At 74.8% G+C, this 13642-nt stretch carries 12 protein-coding genes; 10 read left to right on the top strand and 2 right to left on the bottom strand.

Translation table 11 applies throughout. The features are described 5' to 3' along the window. The first annotated feature begins 136 nt into the window (after positions 1-136). From ACZ59A_RS00335 to cobC, 8 genes are all read left to right on the top strand, one after another. A complete protein-coding gene (locus tag ACZ59A_RS00335) occupies positions 137-1138 on the top strand; it encodes a cobalamin biosynthesis protein (protein WP_470951585.1) in 1002 nt (333 codons plus the stop codon). After that, complete coding sequence (locus ACZ59A_RS00340) at positions 1135-2664, top strand: cobyric acid synthase (protein WP_470951588.1); 1530 nt, start codon at positions 1135-1137, stop codon at positions 2662-2664. The genes ACZ59A_RS00335 and ACZ59A_RS00340 overlap by 4 nt, the downstream gene beginning before the upstream one ends. Before the next feature lie 55 nt (positions 2665-2719). Then, a complete protein-coding gene (locus tag ACZ59A_RS00345) occupies positions 2720-4912 on the top strand; it encodes a putative cobaltochelatase (RefSeq protein ID WP_470951591.1) in 2193 nt (730 codons plus the stop codon). After that, a complete protein-coding gene (gene cobO, locus ACZ59A_RS00350) occupies positions 4912-5508 on the top strand; it encodes a cob(I)yrinic acid a,c-diamide adenosyltransferase (RefSeq protein WP_468042052.1) in 597 nt (198 codons plus the stop codon). The genes ACZ59A_RS00345 and cobO overlap by 1 nt, the downstream gene beginning before the upstream one ends. Next, positions 5502-6932, top strand: coding sequence for a cobyrinate a,c-diamide synthase (locus ACZ59A_RS00355; protein WP_470951594.1), 1431 nt, complete (start codon positions 5502-5504; stop codon positions 6930-6932). Before cobO ends, ACZ59A_RS00355 begins: the two co-directional genes overlap by 7 nt. 18 nt (positions 6933-6950) lie before the next feature. Beyond that, positions 6951-7475 (top strand): cobalamin biosynthesis protein, encoded by a 525-nt coding sequence (locus ACZ59A_RS00360; protein WP_470951597.1) that lies wholly within the window; start codon positions 6951-6953, stop codon positions 7473-7475. Between the two features lie 63 nt (positions 7476-7538). Then, on the top strand, positions 7539-8378 hold the full coding sequence (locus tag ACZ59A_RS00365) for a sirohydrochlorin chelatase (RefSeq protein WP_470951599.1): 840 nt from the start codon (positions 7539-7541) through the stop codon (positions 8376-8378). Continuing rightward, positions 8368-9477, top strand: a complete 1110-nt coding sequence (cobC, locus tag ACZ59A_RS00370) for an Rv2231c family pyridoxal phosphate-dependent protein CobC (RefSeq protein WP_470951601.1) — start codon at positions 8368-8370, stop codon at positions 9475-9477. The genes ACZ59A_RS00365 and cobC overlap by 11 nt, the downstream gene beginning before the upstream one ends. Before the next feature lie 174 nt (positions 9478-9651). On the opposite strand, the gene ACZ59A_RS00375 is transcribed toward cobC, so the two are convergent. Both ACZ59A_RS00375 and ACZ59A_RS00380 read right to left on the bottom strand, forming a co-directional pair. Beyond that, positions 9652-10551 carry an SCO1860 family LAETG-anchored protein gene (locus ACZ59A_RS00375; protein WP_470951604.1) on the bottom strand — a complete coding sequence of 300 codons (900 nt, stop codon included), beginning with the start codon at positions 10549-10551 and terminating at the stop codon, positions 9652-9654. 225 nt (positions 10552-10776) lie between these two features. Continuing rightward, positions 10777-11892, bottom strand: coding sequence for an amidohydrolase family protein (locus ACZ59A_RS00380; RefSeq protein ID WP_470951605.1), 1116 nt, complete (start codon positions 11890-11892; stop codon positions 10777-10779). Positions 11893-12028: 136 nt separating this feature from the next. On the opposite strand from ACZ59A_RS00380, the gene ACZ59A_RS00385 reads away from it, so the two are divergent. After that, a complete protein-coding gene (locus tag ACZ59A_RS00385) occupies positions 12029-12709 on the top strand; it encodes a SigE family RNA polymerase sigma factor (RefSeq protein WP_470951608.1) in 681 nt (226 codons plus the stop codon). Continuing rightward, positions 12709-13491, top strand: a complete 783-nt coding sequence (locus ACZ59A_RS00390) for a hypothetical protein (protein ID WP_470951611.1) — start codon at positions 12709-12711, stop codon at positions 13489-13491. Before ACZ59A_RS00385 ends, ACZ59A_RS00390 begins: the two co-directional genes overlap by 1 nt. The last annotated feature ends 151 nt before the right edge of the window (positions 13492-13642 follow it).

The raw sequence follows: 13642 nt of genomic DNA on the forward strand, positions 1-13642 counted from the left end.
GCCGGTCACGTCGAGCCAGGGCGCGGACCCTGAGTGAGGACATACCGCCATGCCCGGCACTGCCACGCCGTCAGCTCCACCTGTCCGTGTGCCCGGCGGCGGTCCCCGCCGCAGAGGCATGACGGCGGTCTGAAGGATGCGTGCCGAACACGCCTCGTACGCGTGCGGCGCCGCTCTCGGCTTCCTCGGCGATCTCGTCACGGGCGATCCGCGCCGCGGCCATCCGGTGGCCGCGTTCGGGCGCGCCGCCGCGGCCGCCGAGCGGCGGCTGTGGCGCGACCACCGCGGTTCCGGGTCACTGCACACCGCGCTGTGCGCGGGCGGCGCGGCCGCCGGTGCCGCGCTGCTGGCGCGTACCGTACGCACCCTCGCGAGGCCCCGCCGTACGGCCGATGCCGCGCTGACCGCCGCCGCCACCTGGGCCGTGCTGGGCGGCACCTCGCTGGTACGGGAGGCCCAGGCCATCGGTGACGCGCTGGCCGCCGGGGACGTCGACGCCGCGCGGGAGCGGCTGCCGCATCTGTGCGGACGCGATCCGCAGGCGCTGGACGCACAGCAGATCGCGCGGGCCGTCGTCGAGTCGGTGGCCGAGAACACCTCGGACGCGGTGGTGGGCGCGCTGGTGTGGGGGGCCGCGGCCGGGGTGCCGGGGCTCGTGGGCTTCCGTGCCGTCAACACCCTGGACGCCATGGTGGGCCACAAGTCGGCCCGCTACCGCCGGTTCGGCTGGGCCGCGGCCCGGCTGGACGATGTCGCGGGCTGGCCCGGCGCCCGTCTCACCGCGGCCCTGGCCGCCCTCGCCGGGCCCGACCCGCGCGGCGCGTGGCGCGCCTGGCAGCGCGACGGCGGACGCCACCCGAGCCCCAACGCGGGCCCGGTGGAGGCGGCGTTCGCGGGCGCCCTGGGCGTACGGCTGGGCGGCACGCTGGCGTACGCGGGCCGGGTCGAGCACCGGCCGGTACTGAATCCGGGCGGCCGTCCCGTGGCGGTGGCCGACATACCGAGGGCGATCCGCCTCTCGCGGCGGGTGTCGGCGCTGGCCCTGCTCACCACTGTTGTGGCGCGTTCCGCGACCGGCCGTTCCGCGACCGGCCGGACCACTGACCGGACGGCCGACCAGAAAGAGGTGACCCGATGACCTCGGGGGGCGGACTGCTCATCGCGGGAACGACCTCGGACGCCGGGAAGAGCGTCGTCACGGCGGGCATCTGCCGCTGGCTGGCGCGCAAAGGGCTCCGGGTCGCCCCGTTCAAGGCACAGAACATGTCGCTCAACTCCTTCGTCACCCGGGACGGCGCCGAGATCGGCCGGGCCCAGGCCAGTCAGGCCGCCGCCGCGCGCGTCGAGCCGAGCGCGCTGATGAACCCGGTCCTGCTGAAGCCGGGCAGCGACCGCAGCAGCCAGGTGGTGCTGCTGGGCAAGCCGGTGGGCGAGATGAGCGCCCGTGGCTACCACTCCCAGCGGCGCGAAGGGCTGCTGGAGACCGTCACCGAGTGCCTGAGCGAACTGCGGCGCACACACGACGCGGTGATCTGCGAGGGCGCGGGCAGCCCGGCCGAGATCAATCTGCGCCGCACCGACATCGTCAACCTGGGCCTTGCCCGCTCATCGGGGCTGCCGGTCGTCGTGGTCGGGGACATCGACCGCGGCGGCGTCTTCGCGTCCTTCTTCGGCACGACCGCGCTGCTGTCCCGCGAGGACCAGCGGCATATCGCCGCCTTTGTGGTGAACAAGTTCCGCGGCGACGTGAGCCTGCTGGAACCCGGTCTGGACATGCTGCGCGACCTCACCGGCCGCCCGACCGTCGGGGTGCTGCCGTACGCGCACGGCCTCGGCATCGACGAGGAGGACGGGCTGCGCGTCTCGCTGCGCGGCGCGGTGCGCGAGAGCGTCGTCGCACCGCCGCACGGCGCGGACGTCCTGCGGGTCGCGGTGGCGGCCGTACCGCTGATGTCCAACTTCACCGACGTGGACGCGCTGGCCGCCGAGCCGGGCGTGGTCGTGCGCTTCGTGGACCGCCCGGAGGAGCTGGCCGACGCCGATCTGGTGGTGCTGCCGGGCACCCGGGGCACCGTGAAGGCGCTGGAGTGGCTGCGGGCGCGCGGTCTCGCCGACGCGATCGCGCGGCGGGCCGCGGAGGGGCGGCCGGTGCTCGGCATCTGCGGCGGCTTCCAGGCGCTCGGCGAGCGCATCGAGGACGAGGTCGAGTCGAAGGCCGGGACGGTCGCGGGCCTCGGGCTGCTGCCCGTACGGGTCCGCTTCGCCACGGGCAAGACCCTGGCCCGGCCGGTGGGCGAGGCGCTGGGCGAGCGGGTGGAGGGCTACGAGATCCACCACGGGGTGGCCGAACTGCTCGACGGGGGCGACGAACCCTTCCTGGACGGCTGCCGGGTGGGCCCGGTGTGGGGCACGCACTGGCACGGCTCGCTGGAGAGCGACGGCTTCCGCCGCGCCTTCCTGCGGCGGGTGGCGCAGGCGGCGGGCCGGGCGTTCGTGCCCGCGCCGGACACCCGCTTCGGGGAGCTGCGCGAGGAGCAGCTGGACCGGCTGGGCGATCTGATCGAAGAGCACGCGGACACGGACGCGCTGCTGAGGCTCATCGAGGGCGGCGTACCGGACGGGCTGCCCTTCGTGCCGCCCGGGGCGCCGGGAGGAGCGGCTTGAGCACACCGGAACGACCGGAACGCGACCGCGTACGCACCGTAGGAGGTACCGAAGCATGACCACCACTGCCTACCCGTTCACCGCGGTCGTCGGAATGGACGACATGCGGCTCGCCCTGCTCCTCAACGCCGTCTCACCCGCCGTGGGCGGCGTGCTGGTGCGCGGCGAGAAGGGCACGGCCAAGTCGACGGCCGTGCGGGCGCTGTCCACACTGCTGCCGCCGGTCGGCGTCGTTCCCGGGTGCCGCTTCTCGTGCGATCCGGCCGCGCCCGACCCGGACTGCCCGGACGGACCGCACGAGACCGCCCCCGGGGACGCGCGCCCCGCGCGGATGGTGGAGCTGCCGGTCGGCGCTTCCGAGGACCGCCTCGTCGGGTCGCTCGACATCGAGCGGGCGCTGTCGGACGGGGTCAAGGCGTTCGAGCCGGGGCTGCTCGCGGACGCGCACCGCGGGGTGCTGTACGTCGACGAGGTCAACCTGCTGCACGACCACCTGATCGACCTGCTGCTCGACGCGGCCGCCATGGGCGCCTCCTACGTGGAGCGCGAGGGCGTCTCCGTACGGCACGCCGCGCGCTTCCTGCTGGTGGGCACCATGAACCCGGAGGAGGGCGAGCTGCGGCCGCAGCTGCTGGACCGCTTCGGGCTCACCGTCGAGGTCACCGCGTCGCGGGACACCGAGGAGCGGGTCGAGGTGGTGCGCCGCAGGCTGGCGTACGACGAGGACCCGGCCGGGTTCGCCGCGCGCTGGGCGCGCGAGGAGGGCGAGCTGCGGGACCGCATAGCCGCGGCGCGCGCGCTGCTGCCCGCCGTCCGTCTCGGCGACCGCGCGCTGCGGCAGATCGCGGCGGTGTGCGCGGCGTTCGAGGTGGACGGGATGCGCGCGGACATCGTGACCGCGCGTACGGCGACGGCGCTGGCCGCCTGGGCGGGCCGGACGGATGTGCGGACCGAGGACGTGCGGCAGGCGGCGCTCCTGTCGCTCCCCCACCGGCGGCGGCGGGCGCCGTTCGACGCGCCGGGGCTGGACGAGGACAAGCTCGACGAGGTGCTGCGGCAGTTCGAGGACGAGGAGCCCGAGCCCGAGCCGGAGCCCTCTGATCAGGGCGACAACCCCGATGACGACCCCGATGACCCGGACGGGCCGGGCGGAGGGTCCGACGGTGGCGACGGCTCCGAGGGGCCCGGCGGTGGCCGCCGGCAGGACGGCGGTCAGGAGCAGGCGCCGCCGCCCGGCGGGCCCGAACCGTCCATCCCCGAGCAGCGGTCGGCCGAACCCGACGCGTCCGACGACACCGCGCCCGCCGAATCCGCGGAGTCCGAGGAGGGCGGCGGGGCCGGTGGCAGCGGGGGCGAGCGGGCGGCCGTGGGCGCCGCCGACCCGTTCCGGACCCGGCGGCTGGACGTACCCGGACTCGGCGAGGGCGCGGCGGGGCGGCGGTCGCGCGCCCGCACCGCGCACGGCCGCACCGCCGGAGCGCGCCGCCCCCAGGGGACGCTGACCTCGCTTCACCTGGCGGCGACGGTACGGGCCGCCGCCCCGCATCAGCACGTCCGCGGGCGGCGCGGGCCCGGGCTGCTGGTGCGCCGGGACGATCTGCGGGAGGCGGTGCGCGAGGGCCGGGAGGGCAATCTCGTGCTGTTCGTCGTGGACGCGTCGGGGTCGATGGCCGCCCGCAAGCGCATGGGCGCGATCAAGGGCGCGGTGCTGTCGCTGCTGCTGGACGCCTATCAGCGGCGGGACAAGGTCGGCCTGATCACCTTCCGGGGGTCGGACGCGGAACTGGCGCTGCCGCCCACCTCGTCGGTGGACACCGCCGCCGCCCGGCTGGAGCAGCTGCCGACCGGCGGCCGCACCCCGCTGGCGGCGGGGCTGCTGAAGGCCCGCGAGGTACTGCGGGTGGAGCGGCTGCGGGACCCCTCGCGCCGTCCGCTGCTGGTCGTGGTGACCGACGGGCGGGCGACCGAGGCCAAGAAGGCCGCGGGGGCCGCCTCGGCGAAGGCCGCGGGGGCCGCCGGGGCCACGCCGGTGGACCGGGCCGCCCGCGCGGCGCGGCTGCTCGCGGGCGACGGGGTCGCCTCGGTGGTGGTCGACTGCGAGTCGGGGCCGGTGCGCCTCGGCCTGGCGGGCGCGCTCGCCCGCGAGCTGCGGGGCACCCCGGTCACCCTGGACGAACTGCGCGCGGACAGCGTGACCGCGCTGGTCCGCGATGTACGGACGGTACAGAACTCACGGAGGGCAGCCTGATGCCGCAAGGACAACCGACCGTCGTACCCGACGACGGGCTGACCACCCGCCAGCGCCGCAACCGGCCGCTCGTGCTCGTGCACACGGGCGTGGGCAAGGGCAAGTCGACCGCCGCGTTCGGCCTGGCGCTGCGCGCGTGGAACCAAAACTGGCCGGTCGGTGTATTCCAGTTTGTAAAGAGCGCGAAATGGAAGGTCGGCGAGGAGCGTGCGCTGCGCGTCCTCGGCGACTCGGGCGAAGGGGGGACCGTCGCATGGCACAAGATGGGCGAGGGCTGGTCCTGGGTCCAGCGCGACATGGCTTCCAGCGAGGAGGCCGCACGCGAGGGCTGGGAGCAGGTCAAGCGCGATCTCGCGGCGGAGACATACCGGCTCTATGTGCTGGACGAGTTCGCGTATCCCATGCACTGGGGCTGGGTGGATCCTGAGGAAGTGGTGTCGGTCCTGCGCGACCGGCCCGGCATGCAGCATGTCGTCATCACGGGGCGCAACGCCCCGGCGCCGCTGGTGGACTTCGCCGACCTGGTCACCGACATGTCCAAGGTCAAGCACCCGATGGACGCCGGTCAGAAGGGCCAGCGAGGCATCGAGTGGTGAGAGTTCCCCGGCTGGTCGTCGCCGCGCCCGCCTCCGGCAGCGGCAAGACGACCGTCACCGCGGGGCTGATGGCGGCGTTCGCGGAGCGCGGTCTGGACGTGTCCCCGCACAAGGTGGGCCCGGACTACATCGATCCTGGCTATCACGCGCTGGCCGTCTCGTCCTCCGGTGGCGGCCGGGCTCCTGGTGGCGGGGCCGGGCGGCCGGGCCGGAATCTGGACGCCTATCTGTGCGGTCCGGACCGGATCGCGCCGCTGTTCCTGCACGGGGCGGCGGGCTGCGATCTGGCCCTGGTCGAGGGCGTGATGGGGCTGTTCGACGGGGCGGCCGGGCAGGGCGAGCTGGCGTCGACGGCGCAGGTGGCCAAGGTGCTGCGGGCGCCGGTGGTGCTGGTGGTGGACGCGTCCTCGCAGTCGCGTTCGGTGGCGGCGCTGGTGCACGGCTTCGCCTCCTGGGATCCGGAGGTGCGGGTCGCGGGGGTGATCCTCAACAAGGTCGGGTCGGACCGGCACGAGGTGATGCTGAGGGAGGCGCTGGAAGGGGCCGGGGTGCCGGTGTTCGGCGCGCTGCGCCGGATGCGCGAGGTGGGCACGCCGAGCCGCCATCTCGGTCTGGTGCCGGTGGCCGAGCGGCGCGCGGAGGCGGTGGATTCGGTCACGGCGCTGGCCGCGTGGGTGCGGGAGGGGTGCGACCTCGACGGGCTGATGGCCCTGGCGGGCAGCGCGCCTCCCCTGTCCGGACCGGTGTGGGATCCGGTGGCGGAGCTGGGCCCGGCGGCCGAGGCCGCCGCGGAGAGCCCGCGGCCGGAAGGGCGGCGACCAGTGGTCGCCGTGGCGGGCGGGGCCGCCTTCACCTTCTCCTACGCGGAGCACACCGAGCTGCTCACCGCCGCGGGCGCGCGGGTGGTGCCGTTCGACCCGCTGCGGGACGAGCGCCTCCCCGACGGGGTCGGCGGGCTGGTGATCGGTGGCGGCTTCCCGGAGGTGTACGCACCGGAGCTGTCCGCGAACGAGCCGCTGCGCGCGGAGGTCGCCAGGCTGGCGGCGACCGGTGCGCCCATCGCCGCCGAGTGCGCCGGGCTGCTGTATCTGGCGCGCTCGCTCGACGGCCGCCCGATGTGCGGAGTGGTGGACGCCGAGGCACACATGTCGGATCGGCTGACCCTGGGCTACCGTGAGGCCGTGGCCATTTCCGACACGTCCCTCGCCGTCGCGGGGACCCGGGTGCGCGGCCATGAGTTCCACCGCACCACCGTCGAGCCGGGTGCCGGGCAGACGCCCGCCTGGGGGCTCGTCCATCCGCAGCGCCGCGCCGAAGGGTTCGCACCGGGAAACGTGCATGCCTCGTATCTGCATGTGCACTGGGCGGCGGCGCCCGGTGTGGCGGCCCGGTTCGTGGCCGGATGTGTGCCCGCCGCCGGGTGACGGAGGCGGTGACCTGAGGTGGACCATCCCCAGCGGCCGGATCCCGTCACCCCCGGCCCGGCCGTCCCGGATCTGCCGGATGCGCCGGATCTGATCGTCGGCGTCGGCTCGGGGCGGGGGGTGTCCGTGGCCGAGGTGACCGGTCTGGTGGCGGCGGCCCTCGCCGCGGCGGGCCTCGCACCCGGCGGCGTCGCCGAGTTCGCGACGGTCGAGGCCAAGGCCGGTGAGCCCGGGCTGCTGGCCGCGGCCGAGCGCTTCGGGGTACCGCTGTATGGGTACGGAGCGGAGCTGCTCGCCGCCGTCGAGGTAACAAATCCGTCCACGGCGGCGCTCACAGCCATGGGGACGCCCGGTGTGGCCGAGGCGGCCGCGCTGCTGGCCGCCGGGCCGGGAGGCGAACTTCTGGTCGCCAAGCGGAGGTCGGAGCCGGGCGGTGGCAGGCCGTCGCGGGCCACCTGTGCGATCGCCCGGCGTGGCCCGCGGCACGGCTACTGGCAAAACGGCCGAAGACCTGCCGTGGCGTGTCCCGACGGCGCTCAGTAACGTCTCGGGGCGAGACTGCCACCCCCAACCGTGAGACCCGCTCATTTGCACCAAGGAGACCTCGTGACGACCCCGCCCGCGCTGCTCATCGCAGGCATCGGCACCCGAGACGAGAGGCGCGCCGACGCCTTCCATGCCTTTGTACGGGAGTTGGGCGCACAGCACCCGGATCTGCCCGTGGCGGGCGGCCTCACCGGGCCGGACGCGCCCCCGCTGTCCGACGCGGTGGCCCGGCTCGTCGAAGAAGGGGTGACCCGTTTCGCCGTCGTGCCCCTCAGTCTGATCCCGGTGGAACATCCGAGAGACGGGGTCGCAGCCGCGCTGGCCCAGGAGGCGGAGCGGCACGCGGACGCCTCGTTCGTCTTCGGCCGCCCGCTGGGCCCGGACCCCCGGCTGCTGCGGGTGCTGGAGCGGCGGCTGGACGAGACGCTGGGCGGCGGTCGGCGCTCCCCGTCGGACCGGGCGCAGACGACGGTGCTGCTGGTGGGCGACGGATCGCCGCTGCCGGAGGGCAACGCGGAAGTGCACCGGGCCGCCCGGCTGTTGTGGGAGGGCCGCGGTTTCGCGGGCGTCGAGACCGCCTTCGCCTCGATGGCCGCGCCGGACGTGCCGTCGGGCCTGGACCGCTGCGTGCGGCTCGGGGCGCAGCGGATCGTCGTGCTCCCGTATTTCCTGTTCGGCGGCCACGCGCTGGAGCGGGTGCGGCAGCAGGCGGAGGGCTGGGCGCTGGCCTACCCGGAGGCCGAGGTGGTGTCCGCCGATGTCATCGGCCCGGCCACGGAGTTGGCGGAGCTGGTCATGGAGCGCTACGAGGAGGTGGCCGGGGTGCCCGAGCGGGCGCGGCTCGAAGCGGAGGCGGCCCATGCCCACTCCCACCCGGACATCCACGCCGATGTCCGCTGAGACGCCCGCCACCGGGATACCCGACGCCGGTTCGCCCGCCGACGGGGCGGTTCCCGGGTTCGATCTGCGGCATCACGGGGACGCGGAGGTGCGGGGCGCCGACGCCGGGCTGACCGACCTCGCGGTCAACGTCCGGGCCGGTACGCCGCCGCGCTGGCTCAAGGACCGTATCGCCGCGTCCCTCGACGGGCTGGCCGCCTACCCGGACGGGACCGCGGCGCGCGCCGCGGTGGCCGCGTGCCACGGGGTGCCGGAGGGGCGGGTGCTGCTGACCGCGGGGGCCGCGGAGGCGTTCGTACTGGTCGCCCGCGCCCTTCCGGCCCGGCGCCCGGTGGTGGTGCATCCGCAGTTCACCGAGCCGGAGGCCGCGTTGCGGGACGCCGGACACCGGGTGGAGCGGGTGCTGCTCGACGAGCGGGACGGCTTCCGGCTGGACCCGGCGGCGGTGCCGGACGACGCCGATCTGGTGGTCGTCGGCAACCCCACCAACCCCACCTCCGTGCTGCACCCGGCCGCCACGCTCGCCGAACTGGCCCGGCCCGGGCGGACGCTGGTGGTGGACGAGGCGTTCATGGACGCCGTGCCGGGCGAGCCCGCGTCGCTCGCGTCCCGCACGGATGTGCCGGGGCTGGTCGTGCTGCGCAGCCTCACCAAGACCTGGGGGCTCGCGGGGCTGCGTATCGGCTATGTGCTGGCGGACCCCGGGATCATCGCCGCGCTGGAGCGGGTGCAGCCGCTGTGGCCGGTGTCCGCCCCCGCCCTCGCGGCGGCCCAGGCGTGCTGTGCGCCCGCGGCGCTGGCCGAGGCGGCACGGGCCGCCGAGCGGACCGCCGCCGACCGCGCCTATCTGGCCGGCCGGCTGGGCGAGTTCGCCGAGGCTGGGCTGCGGGTGTGCGGTCCGGCGGCCGGTCCGTTCCTGCTGATCCGGCTGCCGGACGCGGCGGCGATACGCGGTCGCCTGCGCGCACTCGGCTTCGCGGTGCGCCGCGGCGACACCTTCCCGGGCCTGGGCCCGGACTGGTTGCGGCTGGCCGTCCGCGACCGCGAGACGACCGACCGCTTCATGATCGCCCTGACCAAGGCCCTCCAGGACAGCTGACTCCCGAACGGCCCTGGGGGCCTGCCCGGGCGGAGTGAACCGCACCGGGCAGGCCGCAGAGGGTGTTTTGCCGATCTTGCCGGGCTCCCGCCCGACCGACAGGACACCCCCTGCGCCGGTGCCGGAAGTCGGGGTGGGTCGACCGCCGGCACCGGCTGCTGGGTGGGGTCGTGCCTACGCATCACCGCGCGTTCCGGCGGCCCGCCGGCGGCGGGCCAGGATCACCGCGCCGCCGCCCGCGGCGAGCAGCATGACGCCGCCTGCCACCAGGTAGGGGGTCGCGGAGCTGCCGCCGGTCTCGGCGAGGTGCTCCGGCTTGGGCTCCGGCTTCGTCTGGTTGACGACCTCCGGCTCCTCCTTGGCCGGGGCGCCGGGCGCCTCACAGGTGGCATGGGCCAGGGTGACCTGGCCCTCGACCTCGGAGACGTTGAGCTTGAGCGGGTTCACCGAGACCTTCAGCGCGAGGGCGGTGGCCGCCGCGGTGCGCGAGGTGGTCGCGGTGCGCGACAGGTCCAGGCTCACCTGGCCGAGCGAGGGCACGTCCACCTTGGTGGAGCCGCCCGCGGTCAGGGTGACCTTCTTGCCGAGCACACTGACGGTGCCGAGCAGGTTGGAGTGGGCCGTCGGCTTCTTCCCGGCCGCGCACACGGCCTTCGAGGTGACCTGCTCCACCGTGATCAGCGGCACCCCCAGCAGCCCCGGCACGTTCACCTTGGCGTTGACGAGGTTGGAGTAGCCCTCGGACCGGGACTTGTCCGTGGCGGCACGGGCCGTGGCCACGTCGGCGCGCAGCACGCTGAAGGGGCGGTCGCCGTTGACACCGGCCACGGTCGCGCTGAGCGCGGTCTTGCTGGCGGTCTGCGGCGCCTTCACCTCGTTCAGCGAGGTCACCAGCGGTGCGGTGACGGTCTTGTTGAGGAGCGAGACGCTCAGGTCGGTACGGAGCACGGCCGCGCTCGCCTTGCCGGTGGCGGTGGTGTCGCCGGTCCGGGCCTGCGCCGTGCCCACGGGCAGGACGCCCAGGACGGAGACGGCGGTGGCTGCGGAGACGGCCGCCAGACGGCGGGCGGGCATGCCGAAGAAGGTATTGCTTGAAAAGGACACGTGAGTTGACCCCCACAGGAGACATGGAGCCGCCGGCGCCTGCCGCGGGGGACTCCACGGGCGCCGACGGCCTCGACCACGCCATATTTGCGCACCGAGGGTAAACAGGCAGACACATGAAGTCCGTTCATCCCAAAGGGTGTTGTTCGCCGAAGCGTTCGATGGCCACGTATCCCCAGGCCCCCCGCGTCCCGCTCAGAACACCCGGCCCCGCAGCACCACCCGGCTCGGCGCGGTCAGCACCCGTACGTCGGCCCGCGGATCGGCGTCGTACAGCACGAGGTCGGCGGGGGCGCCCTCGGTGATCCCCGGCCGGCCCAGCCAGGCCCGGGCGCCCCAGGTGGCCGCCGACAGCGCGTCCCCTACCGGGATGCCCGCCTTGACCAGCTCGGCGACCTCCTGGCCGACCAGCCCGTGGGCGAGCGAACCGCCCGCGTCGGTGCCGGTGTAGACGGGGATGCCCGCGTCCCAGGCGGCGCGCACCGTGTCGTAGCGCCGCGCGTGCAACCGCCGCATGTGGTCGGCCCAGCGCGGGAACTTGGCCTCGCCGCCGTCCGCGAGCCGCGGGAACGTGGCGATGTTGACGAGGGTCGGCACGATGGCGACGCCCCGCTCGGCGAACAGCGGGATGGTGTCCTCGGTCAGCCCGGTCGCGTGCTCGACGCAGTCGATCCCGGCCTCGACCAGCGGGGCCAGGGTCTCTTCGGCGAAGCAGTGCGCCGTGACCCGCGCCCCGAGCCGGTGCGCCTCGGCGATGGCCGCCTCGACCGCGCCGCGCGGCCAGCAGGCGGAGAGGTCGCCGCTCTCCCGGTCGATCCAGTCGCCGACGAGCTTGACCCAGCCGTCGCCGCGGCGCGCCTCGGCCGCCACGTAGGCGACCAGGTCCTCCGGCTCGATCTCGTGCGCGTAGTTGCGGATGTAGCGCTTGGTGCGGGCGATATGGCGGCCGGCCCGGATGATGCGGGGCAGGTCCTCGCGGTCGTCGACCCAGCGGGTGTCGGACGGCGATCCGGCGTCGCGCAGCAGCAGCGCCCCGGCGTCGCGCTCGGTGAGCGCCTGCTTCTCGCTCGTCGCGTCGTCCACCGCGCCATGGGCGTCCAGGCCGACGTGGCAGTGGGCGTCGACCAGCCCCGGCAGGACCCAGCCGTCCAACCGCTGGATGTCCCGGGTCCCGGTGGGCCGGTCGAAGGTGATCTTTCCGTCGACCACCCACAGTTCGTCCCGCGGTCCGTGCGGGCCGCCCCCGGAACCCCCGTCCTCCGGGCCGACCAGGATCCGTCCCTTGATGTGCAGCACCGTGCTCTCCCTCATGTCACGCACTGTACGAGACGGCGCCGGGGCGCTGACCGGCCAATTCCCGGGAAGCGAAAGGACTCCACTCGTACAACACGGGGAGCGCTGCTACGCTCACGCAACCCACCGGACGAGGGACAGTGAGGAGGCCCGCGTGAGCGCTCCTACCGACGGCCCGGCAGCCGCGGCCGACTTACCGGCAGCACGCTTACAGACGGCCGACGCACAGGCGGAGTTCCGGGAGTTCTTCGAGCGGCACCATGCCGAGCTGGCCCGCCTCGCCCACCTGTTGCTGGGCAGTTCCGACGGAGCGGACGACCTGGCGGCCGACGCGCTGGTCGCGGTCTGGCACCGCTGGGACCGGGTGCGGGTCGCCGAGCATCCGGCCGCGTACGCCCGGGGCGTGGTCGCCAACCTGGCCCGGTCCCGGATCCGCAGCCTGGTGCGCGAGCGGCGGCGGGTGGCGCTCTTCTCCTCCGAGCGCTCGGACCGGGTGGACGACCCGGATGTGTCCGCGATGGTGGATGTGCAGGCCGCGCTGGTGAGGCTGCCGTTCCGGAAGCGGGCGTGCGTGGTGCTGCGGCACGCCTTCGACCTCTCGGAGCGGGACACCGCCCGTACGCTCGGCATCTCGGTGGGGACGGTCAAGAGCCAGACCTCGCGCGGCATCGCCGAGCTGGAGCGGCTGCTCGGCCCGCCGGACGACGACACCGAGCGGCCCGCGGCGGGAACGCAGGCGCAGGCCCCGCCGTCGGCGTCGGCGGCGCAGGAGACGGTACGGGGACTCCGCCCCGGCCGTGTGGGTCACGCCGGGCACCCAGGAGGGAACGGTTGATGATCGACCATCGCGACGACCGGCGCGATGTCGCCGCCGAACTGCGCGAGGCCGCCGAGGCGCACCAGCCGGACCGGGCCCGGATGCTGGCCCGGGTCACCGCGGGCATGGCGGCGGACGAGCAGCGGCGCGTCCGCAGCGCCCCCGGTCGGCGGTGGGCCCGGGTCGTGGGCCCGGCCGCGGGGCTGGCCGCCGCGGTCGCGGCCGCCGGGATCGCGGTGGTGACGACCGACACCGCCGACGGGCCGCAGACGGTACGGACGTCGAGCGAGCCCGCCGGGCCACCGGCGGGCGAGGGCGGCGACAGGACGGGACGGCCGGGCGGCGGCGCGGGGGACGAGGCTGGTCGGCACACGCCGAGCGCCTTTCCCACGGCGGTCGGTCCAAACCATCTCGCCGACCCGGCGGTGCGGTCACGGGGGGCGATCAACCCCAATTCCAACCCGTACTGGGCGCAGAGTGACATCACGCTCACGACGAGCAAGCCGCTGACGTCGCTGACGGTGGAGCTGCGAGTCGCCGAGAACGGCGCGGTGCGCACCACCGGCTCCTGGAGCACGCTGCCCGCGGGCGACCTGGCCGTCTCGGTGCGCTCCGAGGACGGGGTGCTGGTCTATCGCTGGACGCTCCGCAAGGGGGCCACAGTGCCGGTCGGCCGCCATGTCTTCGCGGGGCAGTACAACCACGCCGAGGGCAGCCGGGACGCCGACCGGGACGGCTACTCCGCCTCCGGCAACGGCCCGTCCGGGGCATTCGCCGTCCGCGGCGACTTTCGGCGGTAAGTTGCATGACAGCGGCCGTGCGTTCCGCGAGTTCCGCGCGAGAAGACCGGCGGAATGAATTCCGGAAGGCCGGAAGATAAATTCGGGGCGTTTTTCGGATACCTCTTCCCATCTCGTCTTCCCCCTGGTCCAATCTCTAAACGCCCCTCTT

This window comes from Streptomyces sp. NPDC040405 (assembly GCF_055595765.1).

Coding starts and splice junctions, on each gene's coding strand:
- cobO (WP_468042052.1), top strand. CDS start 4,912: ATGCCGCAAGGACAACCGACCGTCGTACCCGACGACGGGCTGACCACC.
- ACZ59A_RS00390 (WP_470951611.1), top strand. CDS start 12,709: ATGATCGACCATCGCGACGACCGGCGCGATGTCGCCGCCGAACTGCGC.
- cobC (WP_470951601.1), top strand. CDS start 8,368: ATGTCCGCTGAGACGCCCGCCACCGGGATACCCGACGCCGGTTCGCCC.
- ACZ59A_RS00340 (WP_470951588.1), top strand. CDS start 1,135: ATGACCTCGGGGGGCGGACTGCTCATCGCGGGAACGACCTCGGACGCC.
- ACZ59A_RS00345 (WP_470951591.1), top strand. CDS start 2,720: ATGACCACCACTGCCTACCCGTTCACCGCGGTCGTCGGAATGGACGAC.
- ACZ59A_RS00380 (WP_470951605.1), bottom strand. CDS start 11,892: ATGAGGGAGAGCACGGTGCTGCACATCAAGGGACGGATCCTGGTCGGC.
- ACZ59A_RS00335 (WP_470951585.1), top strand. CDS start 137: ATGCGTGCCGAACACGCCTCGTACGCGTGCGGCGCCGCTCTCGGCTTC.
- ACZ59A_RS00375 (WP_470951604.1), bottom strand. CDS start 10,551: ATGCCCGCCCGCCGTCTGGCGGCCGTCTCCGCAGCCACCGCCGTCTCC.